General features: G+C 42.5%; 16 protein-coding genes. 13 read left to right on the top strand and 3 right to left on the bottom strand.

What is annotated here, in order from left to right:
• Nucleotides 1-100: 100 nt before the first annotated feature.
• The 9 genes from GSF08_RS03635 (at nucleotide 101) to GSF08_RS03675 (ending at nucleotide 9,787) form a co-directional block, all read left to right on the top strand.
• Entirely contained in the window at nucleotides 101-1,540 is a 1,440-nt protein-coding gene (locus GSF08_RS03635) for an ABC transporter permease (RefSeq protein ID WP_160624455.1), read from the top strand.
• A 1-nt stretch (nucleotide 1,541) separates the two neighbouring features.
• Nucleotides 1,542-2,213, top strand: coding sequence for an ABC transporter ATP-binding protein (locus tag GSF08_RS03640; RefSeq protein WP_160624456.1), 672 nt, complete (start codon nucleotides 1,542-1,544; stop codon nucleotides 2,211-2,213).
• 10 nt (nucleotides 2,214-2,223) lie between these two features.
• Entirely contained in the window at nucleotides 2,224-3,846 is a 1,623-nt protein-coding gene (locus GSF08_RS03645; protein ID WP_160624457.1) for an aryl-sulfate sulfotransferase, read from the top strand.
• Between the two features lie 139 nt (nucleotides 3,847-3,985).
• On the top strand, nucleotides 3,986-4,765 hold the full coding sequence (locus GSF08_RS03650; protein ID WP_160624458.1) for a histidinol-phosphatase: 780 nt from the start codon (nucleotides 3,986-3,988) through the stop codon (nucleotides 4,763-4,765).
• A gap of 10 nt (nucleotides 4,766-4,775) precedes the next feature.
• Entirely contained in the window at nucleotides 4,776-5,729 is a 954-nt protein-coding gene (locus GSF08_RS03655; RefSeq protein ID WP_160624459.1) for a M28 family peptidase, read from the top strand.
• 14 nt (nucleotides 5,730-5,743) lie between these two features.
• On the top strand, nucleotides 5,744-7,282 hold the full coding sequence (cls, locus tag GSF08_RS03660; RefSeq protein WP_160624460.1) for a cardiolipin synthase: 1,539 nt from the start codon (nucleotides 5,744-5,746) through the stop codon (nucleotides 7,280-7,282).
• Nucleotides 7,283-7,409: 127 nt separating this feature from the next.
• Entirely contained in the window at nucleotides 7,410-7,796 is a 387-nt protein-coding gene (locus GSF08_RS03665) for an ArsR/SmtB family transcription factor (RefSeq protein ID WP_160624461.1), read from the top strand.
• Between the two features lie 29 nt (nucleotides 7,797-7,825).
• Nucleotides 7,826-8,488 (top strand): nitroreductase family protein, encoded by a 663-nt coding sequence (locus GSF08_RS03670; protein ID WP_160624462.1) that lies wholly within the window; start codon nucleotides 7,826-7,828, stop codon nucleotides 8,486-8,488.
• A 438-nt stretch (nucleotides 8,489-8,926) separates the two neighbouring features.
• Complete coding sequence (locus GSF08_RS03675; RefSeq protein ID WP_160624463.1) at nucleotides 8,927-9,787, top strand: patatin-like phospholipase family protein; 861 nt, start codon at nucleotides 8,927-8,929, stop codon at nucleotides 9,785-9,787.
• Between the two features lie 329 nt (nucleotides 9,788-10,116).
• Here the strand turns inward: GSF08_RS03675 and GSF08_RS03680 are convergent, their stop codons facing one another.
• Nucleotides 10,117-10,992: a class I SAM-dependent methyltransferase gene (locus GSF08_RS03680; protein WP_160624464.1), complete on the bottom strand. Its 876-nt coding sequence runs from the start codon at nucleotides 10,990-10,992 to the stop codon at nucleotides 10,117-10,119.
• Between the two features lie 234 nt (nucleotides 10,993-11,226).
• Here GSF08_RS03680 and GSF08_RS03685 point away from each other — a divergent pair, with 234 nt between their 5' ends.
• Genes GSF08_RS03685 through GSF08_RS03695 form a run of 3 tightly spaced genes read left to right on the top strand, consistent with a single transcriptional unit; the run spans nucleotide 11,227 to nucleotide 14,281 of the window.
• A complete protein-coding gene (locus tag GSF08_RS03685; RefSeq protein ID WP_160624465.1) occupies nucleotides 11,227-12,384 on the top strand; it encodes an alanyl-tRNA editing protein in 1,158 nt (385 codons plus the stop codon).
• 51 nt (nucleotides 12,385-12,435) lie between these two features.
• The gene (locus GSF08_RS03690) at nucleotides 12,436-13,035 is read left to right on the top strand and encodes a ferrichrome ABC transporter substrate-binding protein (protein ID WP_160624466.1); all 600 of its coding nucleotides are present in this window, start codon (nucleotides 12,436-12,438) and stop codon (nucleotides 13,033-13,035) included.
• A 49-nt stretch (nucleotides 13,036-13,084) separates the two neighbouring features.
• On the top strand, nucleotides 13,085-14,281 hold the full coding sequence (locus tag GSF08_RS03695) for a hypothetical protein (RefSeq protein ID WP_160624467.1): 1,197 nt from the start codon (nucleotides 13,085-13,087) through the stop codon (nucleotides 14,279-14,281).
• 35 nt (nucleotides 14,282-14,316) lie between these two features.
• Here the strand turns inward: GSF08_RS03695 and GSF08_RS03700 are convergent, their stop codons facing one another.
• Both GSF08_RS03700 and GSF08_RS03705 read right to left on the bottom strand, forming a co-directional pair.
• Nucleotides 14,317-16,107: an LCP family protein gene (locus GSF08_RS03700; RefSeq protein WP_160624468.1), complete on the bottom strand. Its 1,791-nt coding sequence runs from the start codon at nucleotides 16,105-16,107 to the stop codon at nucleotides 14,317-14,319.
• Between the two features lie 238 nt (nucleotides 16,108-16,345).
• The gene (locus GSF08_RS03705) at nucleotides 16,346-17,923 is read right to left on the bottom strand and encodes an LCP family protein (protein WP_160624469.1); all 1,578 of its coding nucleotides are present in this window, start codon (nucleotides 17,921-17,923) and stop codon (nucleotides 16,346-16,348) included.
• Between the two features lie 172 nt (nucleotides 17,924-18,095).
• Between GSF08_RS03705 and GSF08_RS03710 the strand changes: the two genes are divergently transcribed.
• The gene (locus GSF08_RS03710; RefSeq protein WP_160624705.1) at nucleotides 18,096-20,291 is read left to right on the top strand and encodes a UvrD-helicase domain-containing protein; all 2,196 of its coding nucleotides are present in this window, start codon (nucleotides 18,096-18,098) and stop codon (nucleotides 20,289-20,291) included.
• Nucleotides 20,292-20,300 lie beyond the last annotated feature (9 nt).

Below are 20,300 nucleotides of genomic sequence, written 5' to 3' on the forward strand. Positions count from 1 at the left end.
CAATTCCCATAATTCTTAAGATTCTTAAGTATATTTTCACAATTTCTTAAGAAATTACATCTATATTCCTTCGGTAAAGTATAGATACGGAGGAAATATTATGTTCAAAAATGCAATACTCAGTATTAAAAAGAACAAAGGCAGGACGTTTTTATTGTTTCTGCTGATGGTTCTGATTGCAAATCTAGTGATTGCCGGCCTGTCCATCCACAGTGCCTCGATCAAATCGATGCAGCAGGTACGGGAGTCATTAGGCAATGATGTGACGCTCTCAGTCAATATGCAAAATCTGATGCAGAATCGAAAAAAGGGTGAAGCAATCCGCTCAGCCATGCCCATGATCACAACTGAGATGGCGGATCAGCTAAAATCTTTGAAATATGTAGCGTCCTATACGTATACCGTGGAAGTAGGCGCAAGCAGCGAATCGCTCACCGCCGTGGAAGTATCGGACGATCACATGCCGAAGCAGGATATGGGAGGAAATCAGGAAGATAGTGAAACCACTTCCGACTTCAAAATATCCGGAAACACATCGATGGAAAAGCTGTCCTATTTTACCGATGAGACATATACACTCTCTGCCGGACGGCTCCTCAATGAGCAGGATAGCGGAACTGATCATGCTGTGATATCTGCTACTCTGGCTGAGGATAATGATGTGGGTTTAGGAGATAAGATTCGCATTACGGTTGATGAGGTTGAACAAGAACTGGAAGTAGTAGGAATCTTTGAGGTAGCCAGTGCAAATGGTATGGGACAGATGGGAATGAATCGGGAAAGTCCCTACAATACCATTTATGTTGATTATGAAACGGCGCAAACACTCAACGGCAGTAAAACAGAGTTGACCGCGGCTACCTTCTATTTGGATGATCCAAAGCATGTGGATGCTTTTAAGGAATTGGCAGAAGAGAAAACGACGATTGATTTTGACAAGTATACCCTAAATGCGAATGATCAGCTATATCAGCGCAATGTGCAAACTTTGGAGAATGTTGAATCCTTCGCTACGATTTTCCTGCTGGTGGTTATTTTGGCCGGAAGTATCATCCTCTGTCTGATTTTGATTCTGACGATTCGCGGCCGCTTCTATGAAATTGGAATTTTTCTTTCAATGGGACAGCCCAAATTTAAAATCATCGGACAGCATTTCATAGAGATGATATGCATTGCCGCAGCAGCTTTTGTTTTATCACTGGGAACCGGTAAAATGGTATCCAATGTGATTGGCAATATGCTGGTAAGCGGTACTTCATCGGCTGAACAGATGGGACTGGATGGAGGCGGCCGCGTAAATAAAGAAATGCCATCTATTGGGGCAGACAGCGCGGACACAGACTCCGTACAGAGGCCGCAGGGTATGGATAATGCCTTCCAGGCGCCAAGTGATACACAGCTTGATGTTTCTTTGAATCTTGTCAATATCACGGAGCTGGCCAGTATTACCATACTGATCTGTGTCATTGCGGTATCGCTTCCGGCTGTTTACATTTTACGGCTGACTCCAAGAGAAATCTTGATCAGAAAGGAGAGCTGATATGGAAACAATCCTAGCATTTGATCATGTATCTTATTTTTATCAGGACGGTTCCCAACAGGTTTTGATCTTTGATGATGCTTCCTATACATTTGAGAAGGGGAAGCTTTATGCGATCGTTGGAGCCAGCGGCAGCGGGAAAACGACAAGCATTGTACTGGCCGGCGGCTTGGATAAGCCAAAGGAGGGACAGGTTACTTTTCAGGGCCAAAGCTTAAAGTCCATCGGCTTTCCTGTCTATCGGCAAAAATATGTATCGATTGTCTTTCAGGCATATAATCTTATTTCTTATATGAATGCCTGCCAGAATGTTGTCTGTGCGATGGATATCGCTAAGCAAAATCCAGCGGATAAAAAAGGCCGGGCCTTGGAAATTCTAAGCGGCCTTGGGTTAAAGCCGGAAGAATGTGTCCGTGATATATCAAAGCTGTCCGGCGGGCAGCAGCAGCGCGTAGCAATTGCCAGAGCCATCGCCAAAGACGCGGAACTGATTTTGGCAGATGAGCCTACCGGGAATTTGGACAGTCGCAGTGCTTCCAGTATTGTAGATTTATTTTTGAAGCTTGCTCATGAACAGCATAAATGTGTCATCATCGTGACCCATGCGAAAGAGGTTGCTGATCGTTGTGATGTTCAGTTGTCAATCAAGGATGGCAAGCTTCTGGAAACGTAAGGAGGAAAAGATGAAACGATTCTTAACATATGGAAAACGGATACTTATTGCTATTGTCTGTTTTACTGCTTTATTCTTTGTAGCCCAGTATTCAGTGTACGCAGACTTTGACCAGAGTGAAGATATAGTATACAAAACCCTTACCTACACCAATGATACCTCCAAGCCTTATAATACCGCACTTTCCAATGAAGCGCAGCGTCAGATTGATCAGTATTTATGGCTGGGCAATTATACGTTTGATCACATTCTGGCTATCGCTGATCCGTATCAGACGAATACCAATGCCCTGAATATCTATTTTAAAACCGAGGAAGCAGTGAGCGTCACTTATACGATTCATGTCGAAGCCTCGAATATCTCGGATTTTACCCGAACCTTAAAGAATGATGATAAAAGCGGCTATACTACCGATCATGCGTATCAGCTGATCGGTCTGATTCCCGATATGGATAACATTATTACGCTGAAGCTGACCGATAAAAACGGAAATATCGTGAATCAAAAGAGCTTTACATATCATGCCGGTCCTTTGAAGGGGAAGGAGGATGTCCAGCTGAAATTGGAAAAAGGAACCTCTACGGAGGCATTAAGCAATGGCTTGTATACGGTATTGGGAAATGACAGTGACGATCAAGACTTTGTCTATTTGTATGACAATGAAGGCGTGCTGCGATCGGAGATGCCAATCAACGGCTATCGTTCTCATCGGATGCTGTTTGATGAGGATTATCTGTATATGAGTGTTTCACAATACAAAATGGCAAAGCTGTCACGGTTAGGCCGGGTGGAAGAAGTCTATAAGACCGGAAGCTATGAGATACATCACGACTATGTATTTGATGAAACAGGCAATATTCTGATACTGGCAACCGATACCACATCTGAAACCGAAGAGGATTTGGTGATCAGACTGAACCTAAAGACCGGAGAAATTCATGAAATACTCGATCTGGCGGATTTGTTCGGCGATTATAAAAAAACTGCGGCGCTGCCAAAGGACGCGGATACCTTAGACTGGATGCACATCAATACCCTTCAGCTGATGGATGATCATTCGATCCTGTTATCCTCTCGGGAAACCTCAACGATCATTAAGATAAAGGATTACGATACAAGCCCATCCATAGACTATATGATCGGTAATGAAGAATTCTGGACCGCCAGCGGCTATGACAGCAATTTACTAAGCCAGGAGGGTGAATTTGTCCTGCAGTCGGGTCAGCATACTGTTACCTATGTGGCGGATGATGATCTGCCGGAAGGACAGTATTATGTATACATGTTCAATAACAATAATACGATATCCGCCACCCGTCCGGATTTTGACTGGAAAACTTATTATCCAGGTACCGGAACGGCAGTAAAAGGCGATGCTTCTTATTATTATCGATATCTGGTTGATGAAACAGCGCGTACCTTTACTCTAGTTGATTCAATGCCGGTCGATTATTCCGGTTATGTCAGCAGCGCACAGGAATATGAAGGCAATTTGATTGTTGACAGCGGTATGGCAGATACGTTCACAGAATATGATGCTCATCATGAACTGATTGCGAAATTTACCATTCAGGCCGAAAAATTTATTTATCGAATTTATAAGTATACGTATGAAGGATTCTGGTTTCAATAACCAGAATCTTTTTTTGTTTTGCATAAGAATTTGAAACAAGCTTGTAAGAATTACGAATAAAAGCGCTTACTTACACATTTGGGTGGCACGAGGTGAAAAGAATGCGTTATAATAAGGATTATAAGATGAGGAGACAGCTATGAAACAGACGTTTAATTTTCATACGCATACATCCCGTTGCGGTCATGCTTATGGCTGGGATGAACAATATGTGAAAGCGGCAATTAAGGCAGGTTTCCAAAAGCTTGGATTTTCCGATCATATGGGATATCCGGGATATAGTATGCCAAAAGACCGCATGGATGGTGATCAGGTATTTGAATATCTGGAAAGCATCGAAAAATTAAAAAACCAATATCAGGATCAGATACAGATTTATAAAGGCTTTGAGATTGAGTGGTATGACAGTCAGAAGGACTATCTGATAGATATGCGGAAGGCATGCGATTATATGATTTTGGGACAGCATATGAAGCATCCTTATGGATATGGCTATGATTATCTTTGTGATGATGAGGATGTCATGATGTATGCTACACAGATTGAAGCCGGAATGGCCAGCGGCCTTGTTTCTTATCTGGCTCATCCCGACTATTTTATGCTGGGACGCCGTGACTTTAATGAGAGCTGCGTGGAAGCTTCAAAGAAAATCTGTGAAGCATCCCTGCGCTATCAGGTACCGCTGGAAATCAATTTAAAGGGACTTACCAAGACTCCCGGATATTATGAGGATGGAAAAGTATCGGCATATCCATACCGGCGTTTCTGGGAAATTGCCAGCAGCTATGGCTGTGAAGCGGTTTACGGCTTTGATGCTCACAGTCCGGCTGACCTTTTAGAAAGCAGCAGAATCCATCGAGCCGATGAAATTCTTGAAGGAATCTCGATTCATCATTTGTCAGAGCTGACACTTAAGTAGGAGGAAGTTTATGGATCAAAAATTGCGTCAAATCTATATTGATGACCTAGGCTGCCGTTTTTATGCAAAACAGAAAGCAGCGGTAAGAGAATCGCTGGTGGAAGAGTTTGAAGAACTCGGATACAGCTCTCAGGTACAAAGTAAACGAAATTTAATTTTAAAAGCACATAATCTGATTTTTGGAAATTTGAAATCGACCCGCTATGTGGTAATGGTGCCTTATGATACACCAGGACGTATTTTCTGGCTTAAGCTGCATTATTATCCGTTGGATGGAACCAAAAGCTCCGCAAAAGCGACAATTCCGCAATACGGTCCGGTGATCATCTTTTATTTTCTGTTTTTGGGATTGCTGTATGTATTGCCTGCCTTGGCCTTGAACGCCTATGCTTACCTGACGCTGAGCGGTGTTTCAGTCATCATCTTCATCATGATCTTTATTCTGTTGTTTCGCGGGGTTCCCAATAAGCATAATGCGAACCGTAATACATCGGGCATGCTGGCCGCGATCGAGCTGGCGCGTTCCTTAACAAAGGAGCAGCGCCGCCAGGTGGCATTCGTATTCACGGATCGTAATGATGGACGGCACTTCGGTTCTAAGCTGGTTGCCGATGCGTTAAAGGAAGTGAATAAGAATCCGATGATCATTTTGCTGAACTGTATCGGCAAGGGTGAAAAGCTGGTGCTCGGCGCAACCAATGGCAATAAGAAGACCGCTGCCGAGATCATGAAGAAATACAAAGGCGAACAGAAACCAAGCGTATCGGTTTTAACATCCGATATGCAGGTACAGTCTCCAATGGGTTATTTTACGAAAGGAATTTCGATTGCCAGAGGTGATATTGACAACAAAGGCAGCTTGGTCGTCGAACATACTTGTACGAAAAAGGATACGGAAATCAGTGAAGAAGGTATTGATCAGATTGTTTCCATGTTACAAAATTACTTCAATACACTAAAATAAGGGGATGTGGTATTTTGTTGAAAAGGTTACTGAGCTTTTTTAAAAGCAAACCATTCATCGTAGGATTTTTAATATTTATTCAGCTCGCTGTGATTCTGGGACTGGTTCTCACCTTGAGCGAGCACTTTTTTGCGGTTTATCTGTTTCTGTTATGTCTGAGTGTTCTTATGAGTATTTACATCCTCAACAAGAATGATAATCCGACTTATAAGATGGCCTGGATCATCGCCATAGTCGCTTTGCCGATCTTTGGCGGACTGATTTATCTGTTGTTTGGGGGACAAAAGGTACCGAAAGCGCTGAGAAAGCGTGATCATGATTCACAAGAAGAGCTGTCCGGCATATTTGCCCAAGAAGAGGATATTCTTCATGAACTGGAAGCGCATGATCCCATCGCCCATAAGCAGGCCAATTACATATGGAAGAATGCCGATTTCCCGATCTATCAGCATACCCGTACGACTTTCTTCCCGATTGGTGAAGCGAAGTTTGAGGAAATGGTGAAACAGCTAAGAAAAGCGAAGCATTATATATTTTTAGAATATTTCATCATTGAAGAAGGAGTCATGTGGAATACAATACTTGATATTTTGATCGAGAAAGTACGCGAAGGCGTTGATGTGCGGGTATTATATGATGATGCCGGCTGTATTTCTAAATTGCCGGATAAATATTATTTAAAGCTTCGCTCCCTCGGTATTAAAGCGAAGGTGTTCAATCCGATCGAACCGCGCCTGGCGATGCAGATGAACAATCGTGATCACCGCAAGATTCTCGTAATCGATGGTGTTGTAGGTATGACCGGCGGCATCAACCTGGCAGATGAGTACATCAATGTACGTTCTCGTTTCGGGCACTGGAAGGACTGTTCCGTGATGCTGGAAGGGGCTGCGGTGTGGAACTTTACCCTGATGTTTTTACAATTCTGGAACTACGATGAAAAAATCAAGGATAATTTTCTGGACTATCAGATTGATCCGAAGGAATTTGAATCCATTGAAAATGACGGATATGTTCAACCGTTTTCCGACAGTCCTACGGATGATGAACACGTCGGTGAGTATACCCATATCAATATGATCAACGGGGCAAATCGATATGTCTATATCCAAACGCCGTATCTGGTGCTCGATCAGGAAATGAAGACTTCGTTAATTCTGGCGGCTAAGAATGGGATTGATGTGCGTATCATGGTTCCGCATATTCCCGATAAATGGTATGTATTTGCGGTCACGCAGTCCAATTATCGCGATTTGATCGAAAGCGGGGTTAAAATCTATGAATACACACCGGGATTTGTCCATGCCAAAACCTTTGTTGTCGATGATAAAATGGCGATTGTCGGTACGGTCAATATGGATTATCGAAGCTATTATCTGCACTATGAAGACGGGGTTTGGTTCTATCGCAGTAAAGTTGTCTGTGATCTGAAGGAAGACTATCTGGATACCCTCAGCAAATGTCAGCGCATTACGATGGAGGACTGCAAGAAGGTTTCCTGGCCGCGGCGTCTGCTTCAGGGTGTATTGAATATTTTTTCACCTATGATGTAGGAAATATATTTCCTGCATCTTTTTTGTATTTGAAAAACAGCGATTGACTCGATTTTCTTTACCATTGAGCAGATTGCGGTTGCTTGTGATACAATGGTTTATATTGTTAAACGATTGGAGGATGCATATGAATTTAGATCAGGATGTTGAGTGTCTTTCCACGGAGATAAAAGCCTGCCAGAAAATCCTGACGGCGATCGGAGATGAAACCCGTCAGCATATTATACTGGTAATGATGCAGACAAAGGGTTGTTTTGGTCTGCGGGTCAATGATATCGCTGAAAATACCAATCTTTCCCGACCTGCGGTATCGCATCATCTTCAAATTTTAAAAAAGGCGGGCATCATCAAAATGCGAAGGGAAGCGACCAAAAACTATTATTATTTTGACGCGGACATGGAATCGTTTGATCATCTGATACAAATGCTGAACCATGCAAAGGATATTATGATGAAACTGCCGGATCGGCAAACTATCATGAATAAACGATCATTCAGCAGAAAACAATCATGAAATACAATCAGTAAACAGGAGGAGAAAATATGAATATTATGGAAGCCGTCAAGATGCGTCATTCAGTGCGCGCTTATACAGATCAGCGAATTGAGGGCGCTGTGTGCAGTGAACTGCAATCCTATATCAATCAATGTAATTGCGAAAGCGGTCTGCATATGCAGTTGATTCTCGATGAGGATATCGCTTTCAGTGGGCGCATGGCACATTATGGGAAATTTTCTGGTGTGCGTAATTACATTGCGGTCATCGGTAAAAAGGGCCGTGATGAGGATTGTGGATATTATGGTGAAAAGGTCGTATTGAGGGCACAACAGCTCGGGTTGAATACATGCTGGGTCGGGTTGACCTATAAAAGGGTGAAATCTGCCTATGAAATCGGTGAGGGTGAAAAGCTGCATCTCGTGATTGCGATCGGGTATGGAGCCGAGCAGGGCAAAGCACATGTATCAAAGCCGAAGGAAAAGGTTACAGATAACTGGGATCAAAAGCCTGATTGGTTTCAACAGGGGGTTGTCTGTGCACTGCTGGCACCAACTGCGCTGAATCAGCAAAAATTCCGTTTTTCACTTCATGGAAATCATGTTCAGGCAAAAGCAGGGATCGGATCCTATTCAAAGGTCGATCTGGGCATAGCAAAATGTCATTTTGAGATCGGAGCGGGTAACGAAAACTTTGAATGGCAGAGATAAAGATGATTCATTGACTAGATCATGATCACCGCAAACATGATGTTGCTATTGGCTTTGATAAAATCAAATACTTACTGCCGATTTTCATGTTTATCATTTCTTTATTTATATACTTTATTCATCATAGGAACATGCTGTTAAAGGATATGGGAAACGATATCCGGGGAAGTTTGGCGTGATACAAACTTCCTTTTTTTGTGATACATGACGCTAAATATTGAAGCTGTATCGTTAGAAAATTTTATGCTTTGTTTTACAGCATTGTCTCACTAGAAGTGTTCAAGCAAGTGTATTAAAAGCTAACCAGTCAGCGCTGATAAGGAAAATTCTGAGTTGAATCGCAAACTGGACGATTTATTGATAAAGCGAAAAGCATTAGGTAAAACTTTACGAAAATAATAAAGAATAGTATAATTAATCAGTCTTGAGGTGAAAAAAATGACGAAGAAAATCGGTTTGATTTGTGAAGGGGGAGGAACCAAGGCAGCTTATACATCTGGTGTGCTGCAGTGTTTCCTCGATGAAAATATCAATTTTCCTTACTGTGTGGGCATTAGTGCCGGAGCGGAAAACCTGCTTCCGTTTGTATCTAAGCAGCGGGAACGTCTGCGGGTTACCGGAGTAGATGCCGCATCGAATAAAAAGAATATGGGATTATCTCCAATCCTCCATGAGCGCGGACTGTTCGGTATTAATTTTGTATGTGAGTTCATAGAAAAGAATGCACCGTTGGATTATGATGCGTTCATGAAAAATGCGACGAAGCTGGATATAGGCTTATATAATATGAAGACGAATCAGATCGAATATTTTGATAAATCCTATTTTGATCCTAAGGAACAGACATTGGTGAAGGCTGCCTGTGCGCTGTTTTTATTGTGCCGTCCTTATAAGTTTAACGGCGGTACGTATATGGATGCCGGATTGATTGACATGATTCCAATCGAGCAGAGCATCCGTCAGGGAATGGGAAAGCATATTTTTATTTCTACAAAGGAAGAAAATTACGTGCGCAAACCGGCTCCAGGCTGGCAGCTAAAAGCCGCAAGTATTGTTTACCCGGGAAATAAAGAGGTGCGCAACAATTTGAAAATCAGACATTTGAATTATCAGAAACAATGGCGGATCGTACAGGAACTGGAAGCGCAGGGCAAGGCTCTGGTACTTCGTCCAAGTGCCGACTACGGCATTACTCGTTATACGCAGGATCGAGAAAAGCTGCAGAGCTGGTTTGACCTCGGTTATACCGATACAAAAGATAAAATCCACCAAATCAAAACCTTTATGGAAATGGAATAACTAAGAGAGCCTTTGCTTATGAAAGCAAGGCTTTTTTAGTATCAATGAGAATAGCAATTTGTTTATGTATCATGATTGATTGGTAAAAATATGAAAGGTATACTGATATAGGTGAGAAAGATGCTTCCTTAAGGTTCATGAAAAAGAATCTGCACACTTGCGGTGAAAATTCTGAAAATAGAATGGATCGTTGGGCTATGAATAAATGAAGGGTAATAGAATGAAATACAACAAAAAAGCGTATTCTTTGAAGTATTATCAGAGTACGCTTATTGGTGCGAAATTATGAGAAGGGTATATGCAAATAACCGCAGAAAGCAAAACAGATTTTATTGGGATACCCAGCGCCCGTAGATACCGCAGGGCAGCGTCAGGTTGCTGCGGCTGATTGGCAGACCGATTTCGCCGGTTTCAATGCGTCCCTTAGGATGCTTCTGCAGAACGCTCTCACTGAGGATATTATAAAGTGAGGTCAACGGGAATCCGGTTGTATATGCATTGACTAAGAAAAAGAGCGGGTCATCATCCAGAATATCCAAACATGCAAAGATAAGCGGATACAGCTGTTCTTCGATTTTCCAGATTTCCCCCTGCGGTCCGCGTCCATAGCTAGGCGGATCCATAATGATAGCGTGGTAAGTGCGGCCCCGGCGTTTTTCTCTAGCTACGAATTTCAGTACATCATCAACAATAAAACGAATTTTATGATCTTGCAGATGAGAAAGTTCCATATTTTCTTTGGCCCAGTTCACCATACCCTTACTGGCATCGACATGAACGACTTCCTCAGCTCCGGCACTGGCACAAGCCATGGTTGCACCTCCGGTATAAGCAAACAGATTTAGTACGCGAACCGGATGGTCACAATCCTGAATTTTTTTCATCATGAAGTCCCAATTAGCTGCCTGCTCCGGAAACAGGCCGGTATGCTTAAAGCCGGTCGGGGAAACTTTGAAGCGCAGCTGTTTATAAGAAATCACCCAGCTGTCTTTTACCTTCTGTTTGTATTCCCACGCTCCGCCGCCTTTATTAGAACGATGGTAGTGTGCGTGCGGCTGAATCCATTCATGATCTTCCTTACGGATCGGCCAAAGCACTGCCGGATCAGGACGGCGCAAAATAACATCCTTCCATCGTTCCAATTTTTCTCCGCTTCCGGCATCGATGCATTCATAATCTTTCCATTGGTCGGCTATCTGATTCATATGTATCCTCCTCGTGTTTGTCTATTATATCATATATCGCTTGCTTCCTGTATACTTGCTTGATAAAGCTATCTCATAGAATAATGAACGGATGATACGAACTTGTATCAAGATATAAAAAATAGTGAATAGTACTTTTTATAGTGATCAAAGAATACGGTATCGAAAGAAGTTTTCAGTCTTTCATGTCCAAACTGTGTTACAATAATGGCAATATAAGCAAGGAGGTACATTATGATTAATCGTTTAATTGATGACTGTTTTTTAAGTGAACTGACAACCGTGGTCGAAGAAGTCGTTCCTGAAAATGGTTATTTCTGGCATCATCTGAAAGAAACGATCTTCTTTGTGGAAAAAGGCGGAATGACAAGTGATATCGGTGTAATCAACAACCATGAAGTGCTTGCCTTAAAAGAGGAAGGCGGAAAGGTCTGGCATCTTCTGGACTGTAAGCTGGAGGGGCCGGTTCGTTTGTCGATCAATTTACATGAGCGGTTTCGCAAATGTCAGGTGCATACTGCACAGCATTTGATATCCGCTTTGTTAAGCAATGTCTATAAAGTGCATACGCTTTCTCATCACGTCAGCGATGAAGAAAACGATATTGAATTTGATTTTTCAACATTTACTGAGAAACAGCTTTCAGAGCTGCAAATTCTCTGCAACGGGCTGGTGCGCGATGATCTTCCGGTAACCATCAGCTATCCCTCAAGAGCTGAGGCAAGCCAGTATGCACCGGCTGACCGTTTGAATCATGAAGATCTGCGCGTGGTTAGAATCGGTACGCTGGACTATAACTTGTGCGGATGCATGCATGTGCCAAGTCTGCGTTATATTCAGTTGATCAAAATTCTGCGCTTTGAGAAAACTGCCAAGGGTTATAAGATCTTTTATATTTGCGGTGATCAGCTGCTGGATTGCCTGCAGCGACGCTACGAGGTTTTGGATGAGGCATCTTCCACGCTGGCCTTGTCCCATTTGTATATTAATACCGGCATTCATAAGCTGCTGAACGAGGTGAAGAATCTAACTCGCGATCAGGTCATATGGAAACAAAAATATTATGTATGTAAGAGCAAAGAGCTTTGTGAAACAACTGAGCCGGTAATCATATATGCATTTGATGATATTGATGTAAAATCACTGACTCAGCTTGCTCAATATACAATCGGTCATTACGAAAAAGCAATTGTATTCATTGCCAAAATATTTGATGAGAGCCGCATTGTCATAGCCCGAAATCAGAATGTTGAGTTTGATGTAAAGGGTTTGTTTAATAAGCTCTGTGATAAATTTCAACTGAAGGGCGGAGGAAATGATCAAATGTGCTGCGGCGGAGGCAAGTATGAAGAAAATATCGTAAATTATGTTAAAAGCTTAATTGAAGCGTAATTCAATAAAAAATATGATATACTGTTTCTGTTATTTGTGCAGGAGGATTTTATGAAATTATCCAAGAAGTTCATGATCGTTTGCGCTGTGAGTTTGCTGGCATTAGGCGGCTGCGGCAAAGATGAAAAAGATGAAGCTCCAAAAGAAAAAATAAAGATCGTGGAGAATAGTGTGTATGAAACTCCGAAAAAGCCGACTGAGGAAATGAAGAAAGTATACAATCAGCTTTCTAAAGCTTTAGACGGAAGTGATGAAGCGAAAAAGGCTGAGCTTGCCGGTGTTAATTTTGCTTATCAGTTCTTTACTTTGTCTAATAAGTCTGGCAATGAAGATGTCGGGGGACTTACCTTTATCCCGGAGGCTTCCCGTGAAGAGTTCAAGCAGTTTGCGGTATCTTATTATTATGGAAACTACAAAACGGTCGTGAATCAATATGGTAAGGATTCGCTGCCCTATGTGAAAAAACACAGTGTTACCAAAGTGGAAGCAACTCAGCTGATCTATAACGATCAGACCTATGACGGTTATTATGTAAAGCTAAAGCTTACATATAAGAGCGGTGAATTAAAAGAGAAACAGTTAAAAACGACGATGACGCTTCAGGTCATTCCGGATGAAAACGGGGTCTGGCGCGTAATTGCGGCTGAATAATGACGTAAAATGCTGCTAAGCAGCATTTTTTTAACCAAGGAGGTTAGGTATGGCAATTGAATTGGCATTAGAAGGAAAACTGGAGGATGGGCAGGATCAGGAAGCCTTTTTCGATTATTTAAAAGCATTGGCAGAAAAGAACAATATGCAGTATCGAGAATATCAGGACAGTGCGGTCATGGAAGTATGTCCGGAAGGTATGATCGAGTGTTCACTGGAAAATGAATTTATCAGCATTCAGGCAGAGACCAATGCGGCCGGTCCGGGGTTTCATGCGTTTGTGGCAAATCTGTATGATGATATTTTGATGAACAGCGGACTGGCTTTTGAGGTATATGACACAACCGAATATTATGAAAAACGTGATTTTGAAAACTTAAAGCAAAATCATTTTCATCGCTGGCTGGAGGAAATAACGACATTTATCAAAGAACGGGAAGAGCCGCAGGATCTTTGTATTGCCTGGGGGATGCATGCGTACATCCCGAAATCTAAGCAGAACCATGTGGTAACACCTATGGGGTATCTATCGTATGAAGCATTTTCTTATGATCATATTGAAGAACTTGCAGAGCGCATCTTTATCTGGAATAAACCAGAACGTGATGCCGAGTTTTATCGAAATTGCGCGTTAAACTTGCTTTGGAAAGACTGTTATTATGACTATACTATGATGAATGAGGAAAGCACGAAGGCAGCCCAGCAGATTATCGACTATTTGGATGCGGCGTATCGTCTTGATCCTGATATGGAGCTGCCGACATCTGTGTATCATCAGCTGTGTAATTTATTGGGATGTGAAGCATGGATTCCGCGAGGTAAGGATGATGACAGGGGAATCGGATATCGCAAAGAGATCGTACAGTATCCCTTTCAAGACTGGCTGATCCCAGCTTCGGGATTTTGTGAACGGTTTATTATGAGCCAGGAGGAATTGATTTTAAACGGCCCTTACCGAAACAGTGATGAGCCATGGAATTGGATGCTGCGGGCACAAGCGGTTTCGAAGCCGGAAGTGATCGAGCATCCGGACTTCCGAATTCTCAGTGGAGATATAACACTTACCGGCATTTATGAGAATGGGGAAGGTTATGAAGGGATGCTGGTAATTGCCGAACGAGAAAACGATTATTTGAAGCTGAATATCCACTATCGTGAATCGGCCACAAAAGAGATTATTCTGGACTATTTGCGTGATTTAAGACATATTCAGGTGCGCGATTTATCGGATTCTGATAAGCATTAAAAAAGGAGATTGAATGTGAAATCTCCTTTTTTTATTTAGTTGGTACCGGAATTATTTCCGACATCACTGCCGTTGTTATCAGGGGGTGTATCAGATCCATCATCTGGATTCTCAGGTGTATTGCCGCTGCCCGGATCAGTCGGTGTATTTTGATCACCGTTATTCGGGGTTTCTGGATTTGAAGGTTCTTCACTTGGCGTCGTAGGCTGCGTTGTTGGTGTTTCCGGTTCTGCCGGTGTATTATCGGCATAAGCGGAGGTATCACTGCCGGCCCAGGTAATTCCTTTTGGCGGCGTTAAGCGATTCTTATTCAGATTCTGTAAATCAAAACCAAACTTTTTAAAGTTCATGGAACTGTTCAGCTCCGCATATTTATCAAGCACTTTCTGAATATCATCATAATTTAACAGATAGACGTAGAGTGGCTGAGCACCATAGCTTGCTGTCATCAGCATACCATCTGAACCATTTGACAAGGTAATGGAATCAAATGACCATTTCTTCAGGTGATCCAATTGATAAGAAATAAAATTCGTAATCTGATCCATCGGCATATTTGTCTTGATCAGATTCGGTAATATATCAAGCAGCTTATTGGCATTAGAAACGCTGGCAATCGAAATCAGCTTATTGACAACACCCTCAATTACTTTTTGTTGTGCCTCGGTACGCTGGATATCGGTATAAGAATGACGATGGCGTGCTAAGGCCAAAGCCTGTTTACCATTCAGCTTTTGTTTTCCGGGATTTAAACAAATTAAATCTTTTGCTTCAAAGCTGCGGTTTTCATCCTGCTCACAGAATGAGATCGGAACATCGACCTCAATACCGCCGATTGCATCGATGATATCAATGACCGAAGTGAAGCTCATTTTCACATAGAAATCGATATCGATGCCAAGGACCTGTTCCATTGCCTCTACGGTATTTTCCGGTCCGTCATTTCCGGTATGCGTCAATTTGTCATTCACATTTCCAAGGGCTGGATTCGGCACAAAGGAATCACGGGGAATGGATATCATTTCAATATGATTGGACTGCGGTGATACGACCAGCAGCATATTGACATCACTGCGGGTATTCTGGTCAGGGGATCCTACATCATCAATACCGGTCAAGTAGACTGTGAAGGTTTCATAACGAATATCTTTTTTACTCGTGGATACCTGATTTTTCTGTTTCATCACATACCGTTTGATAATTTTCGTGCCATTTGTATAGACTTCATTATCCTCGATGTATTGGGTATATTTATTTTCGGGCATGATAATCGCATCGGCTTCCCCGTTCAGCAATGCAGTCATCATCGAGCTGTAATCCTCATAGGAGGTATACTCTGCCCCGCTTAAGGTTTTTTCTGCTTTCAGTTTTTTCTTCGCAAAAGTACTGACAGCTTTATCGTTGCCGGTTTGAAGCGCAATTTTTGAATTACTCAAATCACTGATCTTTGAGATGGAAGCATCATTCTTTGTGATCACCGCAATACTAATGCGTGAATAAAGCTCGGCTGTGGTCACCTTTTTTGTAGTCTGTTCGGCTTTGCCGATCAGAAAACCGGTATAAGCGAGCAGACCGCATAAAATCACAATAAAAACACGCTTACACCACATGATCCATTTTTTGATGCGGATAAAATTTAACAGCATCAAAATTGCCCAAATTAAGACGAATATCAGCAATAATACAAGCATCCATTTCGTCGGCAGGATCGCGAATGTATATAACCGAAAGTAGAAGAATCCCATGAATCCAAGCAGAATCAGGGTCAATAGGAAATCCCAGATATATTTTCTAATAATCTTTTTAACAGGGTGTTTTTCTTTCATATAATCACCTCAAGTATATATTATAACCTAATATCTATTGATTACAGAAGAATAATTAATTATTTCACATATTTTAACAAATTCAAGCAAATACCTATTTGTCAGCTTATGGACTGCTTTTAGGTAGAATCAGGTGAAATATGAGGAACATGAATAACCGATGATTGGATGGAACATCGTTACAAAGAGAACGAAAAGATTTCCTGTTTATTTTCCATCCATAACACAAAAAAACCCGCTAATGCGGGTTTTGTGCCTGATCAGACCAGACAATATTGGAATCCATAGAGGATTTCGGTGTGTTTGCATAAAGATCCTGCAAATCAAAGTTGAAAGCTTTCATCTTACCGCGATTTTCTGCACCCTTGTATGCATCACGCACCTGATTGATCTCGGTTTTATTAAACAGATATACATCCTGCGGCCAATCGGCGATGCTGGCAGTCATGCGGGTATCGAATGCCCCCTTATCCAGATAAATACTGCGGATCGTCCAATTTTTCTTGCCTTCCAGCTGTGCGGAGGCAAAATTTGAAATCTGATCACTGGATAAATTGGTAGATGCATATTTGGATACGGTATCTAAAAGGTCATCCAACTTGGAAATGCCGGAAAGCGACATTGCTTTTTTCATCATGCCTTTCATAACCTGCTGCTGCGCTTGGTTTCTTCCTAAATCCTGGTTGACGTAGCTGTGCCGATGGCGGGCAAAGGCCAGCGCCTGTTTGCCGTTCAGTTTTTGTTCGCCGGCATTTAAGCAGATCAGATCATCTTGTTCAAAACTGCGGTTTTCATCCTGTTCGCAAAAAGATATCGGAACATTGACAGTGATGCCGCCCAGCTTGTTCACAATACTGATGACCGAACTAAAACTGATTTTAACATAATAATCGATTGAAAAGCCCAATAGATTTTCTGCGCTTTTTAAGACATCGTTAAGACTGTACATGCCTGTATGCGTCAGCTTGTCATTGGCATTATCGGCTTCATAGTTGGGAATATATCCATCCCGGGGAATGGATACCATCGTGATGTTTTGCGCTTTTGGCTCGACGATCATCAGGATATTGACGTCGCTGTGAAGATCCAGGTTCGGGTCACCTACTTCATCGATGCCGGTAACATAGAAGGTAAAGACTTCATTATTAATATCTTTGGATGAACCTGCGATATTTTTCCGTTTATATGTATAAGTAGTCAGCGTTTTTGTCTTTGCTTTCAGATCGGGTATGCTGTCAGCAGCGGCGCGATAACGGCTGTTTGAGATAGCGACCGCATCCAGTCCTCCGTCCATCAGCTTCTGAAGCAGGGCGGTATAGTCACTGTCTTCTTCAAATTCGATTCCGGAGGCAGCTTTGTTTAACTGCTTCTTGGCATAGACGCCGTTTGTTTTATCTGTTCCGTTTTGAATGCCGACCGTCTTGTCTCTTAAATCCGCATCCGTTTTCATTTTAGCACTCTTTGCCACTAAAATGAGTACCTGTTCTTCGGTAGTCGCCGGGGCAGAGATTTTATTAATTGCTTCCTTGGCTTTTTGTATGTAGATGCAGCCGATACCGACCACCGCACACAAGATGAGGACAAAGATGCGGCGCAGCAGTCTTGCCCATACCGGCTGTCTCACAAAGATCGCAATGGTTAAAATCAGAAACAGCAATATATAGACAATCGCAATCACGATCATCCATGCCGAAGGGATCACTTTCCAGGTGAATCCCGAATATAGGAGTGCGATGCCAAAGATCAAAAACATCAGGGACAGCAGGAAATCCAGCTGTATGCCTTTGGACCGCGCCTTGTTACTTTCTTTTTTCATACCGTTACCTCACAAGTATCCTTATTATAGTATAGATGCTTCATAAAAACGATAAAAAATTTTAAAAAGAATTATGTGATTCTCAAAATATTCACAAATATTTTTTACTGCTGCTTAGGATTACGGAAGCAATTCACTTGAAAGTATAGTATAATAAGGCGGAGGTGATTTGGTGTCGTTATTATCTACTTTAAATGAACAACAACGAGAGGCTGTCACCACCATAGACAGTCACGTACGCATCATTGCAGGTGCAGGGAGCGGAAAAACACGTGTCATAACGACCAGAATCGCTTATCTTCTGGAATCGTGCGGAGTTTATGCGCACCGCATCCTGGCGATAACCTTTACCAACAAGGCAGCCAATGAGATGAAAGAGCGGGTGCGAGCTATTTTGGGGGATGCATCAGCCGGCATCCAGATTTCAACGATTCACTCATTTTGCGTACGTCTGCTTCGTGAGGATATTTATGAATTAGCATATCCGCGCAATTTTACGATCGTAGGCAGCGATGATCAAAAGGCGATCCTTCGAGAAGCATATCGGGAACTCGATGTCGATGTGAAAACCTATAGCTTCAACAGTGTGCTCGGCTACATCAGTCAGAATAAGACTCATTTGGTCGATCCCGATCAGGCAAAGGATTTTGCCAAAGATTGGCGGGGAGAACAGATAAAGGCTGAGGTATATGCATATTATCAGCGGCGGCTGAAAGCGATGTATGCCTTGGATTTTGATGATCTGTTGTTGTTTACTTATCAGCTTTTGAAAGATAATGAAGAAGTAAGACGTAAATGGCAGCGTCGTTTTCAGTTTATCCATGTAGATGAGTTTCAGGATGTTGATGAGCTGCAGTATGCGATTATCCGTTATCTGGTTGGTGATCACAGCTGGCTTTGCGTAGTCGGTGATCCGGATCAGACGATATATACATGGCGGGGTGCACAGGTGGATATCATCATGAACTTTGAACGGGATTTTCCGGATTGTAAAACCATTGTGCTGAATGAGAACTATCGTTCTACTCCATCCATTCTGGCGGGTGCGAACTCGCTGATTAAAAACAATAAAAATCGGATCGATAAAGATTTGTTTACCCGCAAGGATGATACCGGAAAGATCATTCATTTTTCCGCAATCGATGAACAAAATGAACCGGTTTGGGTCAGTGCCAGAATTCGGGCACTTCATGTTTCGGGCATCAGCTACCGAGATATTGCGGTACTGTATCGAAGCAACTATTTGTCCCGCTCGTTGGAGCGAACTCTTTTGGATGCTCAGATTCCCTATCGCATCTATGGCGGCATTCGGTTCTATGACCGCGCGGAAATTAAGGATTCGTTAAGCTATCTGCGGCTGCTGCTGGATGATAATCCGGCTCAGGATTTAGCTGTAAAACGCGTCATCAATGCCCCAAAACGCGGCATCGGTGCCAAGACGATGGAATTGATCGAACAAGGCGCAAAAGCTCATCAATCTACCTTGTATGCCTTTTTGAAAGAGGGACCGATCGCTCGGGGAAAAGCACAGACCTCAATTGACGAATTTGTTCGGGTGATCGAGGATTGCCGTGCCCAGCGTGAGGCGCTGTCAATATCCAGATTACTGGAAAAGGTAATTCAGGACAGCGGCTATCTGTTTTCTCTGGAACAGGATAAAGAAACAGAAAGAATTGAAAATATTAAGGAACTGATCAATGATATTGATCTTTTTGAACAGAATAATCCTGAGGGTACTTTGGATGAATACTTACAGATGATTTCATTATACACGGATAAGGAACAGGAAAATACCGGTGAATTTGTACAGCTGATGACGGTGCATGCCGCGAAAGGGCTGGAATTTAATCATGTATTTGTATACAGCTTGTGTGAGGGTATCTTCCCAAGTGAAAAATCCATCAGTGAAGGCGGAGAAAAAGCCTTGGAGGAAGAACGACGCTTGGCATACGTTGCGTTTACGCGTGCTCGCGAGCATTTATATTTATCAGATTCTCAGGGGTACAGCTTTGTGCTGGATCGGGTAAAGCGCACCAGCCGATTTGTCCGTGAGATCGATGAAAATTACTTAGAGGATGTCGGATTGCCGCCGAAGGCAACAGCTCGTTCCTATGGGTATCGGGAAGAGGAAACGCCGTTTTCCTCACAGATGCATCAGCCGATGCCGGATTATATGCCGGATGAAGCATCTATAAGACCGGCTAAAAAACGCGGAGGACCTATACGAAAAGGGGATCATGTGGTACACATTGCATTTGGTGAAGGGGTTGTCATCAATGTGAAAGAAGGTTTGGCTCAAATTGCATTTGACCGTAAGTACGGTATCAGAAAAATCATGGCTGATCATCCTTCACTCGCCAAAAAATAGGAGGTCTTG

Source organism: Copranaerobaculum intestinale (assembly GCF_009831105.1).
GTDB lineage: Bacteria > Bacillota_I > Bacilli_A > Erysipelotrichales > Erysipelotrichaceae > Copranaerobaculum > Copranaerobaculum intestinale.

What these genes read in the sequence shown, in the direction of transcription:
- GSF08_RS03635 (WP_160624455.1), top strand. Translation starts at nt 101, where the DNA reads ATGTTCAAAAATGCAATACTCAGTATTAAAAAGAACAAAGGCAGGACG.
- GSF08_RS03640 (WP_160624456.1), top strand. Translation starts at nt 1,542, where the DNA reads ATGGAAACAATCCTAGCATTTGATCATGTATCTTATTTTTATCAGGAC.
- GSF08_RS03645 (WP_160624457.1), top strand. Translation starts at nt 2,224, where the DNA reads ATGAAACGATTCTTAACATATGGAAAACGGATACTTATTGCTATTGTC.
- GSF08_RS03650 (WP_160624458.1), top strand. Translation starts at nt 3,986, where the DNA reads ATGAAACAGACGTTTAATTTTCATACGCATACATCCCGTTGCGGTCAT.
- GSF08_RS03655 (WP_160624459.1), top strand. Translation starts at nt 4,776, where the DNA reads ATGGATCAAAAATTGCGTCAAATCTATATTGATGACCTAGGCTGCCGT.
- GSF08_RS03665 (WP_160624461.1), top strand. Translation starts at nt 7,410, where the DNA reads ATGAATTTAGATCAGGATGTTGAGTGTCTTTCCACGGAGATAAAAGCC.
- GSF08_RS03670 (WP_160624462.1), top strand. Translation starts at nt 7,826, where the DNA reads ATGAATATTATGGAAGCCGTCAAGATGCGTCATTCAGTGCGCGCTTAT.
- GSF08_RS03675 (WP_160624463.1), top strand. Translation starts at nt 8,927, where the DNA reads ATGACGAAGAAAATCGGTTTGATTTGTGAAGGGGGAGGAACCAAGGCA.
- GSF08_RS03680 (WP_160624464.1), bottom strand. Translation starts at nt 10,992, where the DNA reads ATGAATCAGATAGCCGACCAATGGAAAGATTATGAATGCATCGATGCC.
- GSF08_RS03685 (WP_160624465.1), top strand. Translation starts at nt 11,227, where the DNA reads ATGATTAATCGTTTAATTGATGACTGTTTTTTAAGTGAACTGACAACC.
- GSF08_RS03690 (WP_160624466.1), top strand. Translation starts at nt 12,436, where the DNA reads ATGAAATTATCCAAGAAGTTCATGATCGTTTGCGCTGTGAGTTTGCTG.
- GSF08_RS03695 (WP_160624467.1), top strand. Translation starts at nt 13,085, where the DNA reads ATGGCAATTGAATTGGCATTAGAAGGAAAACTGGAGGATGGGCAGGAT.
- GSF08_RS03700 (WP_160624468.1), bottom strand. Translation starts at nt 16,107, where the DNA reads ATGAAAGAAAAACACCCTGTTAAAAAGATTATTAGAAAATATATCTGG.
- GSF08_RS03705 (WP_160624469.1), bottom strand. Translation starts at nt 17,923, where the DNA reads ATGAAAAAAGAAAGTAACAAGGCGCGGTCCAAAGGCATACAGCTGGAT.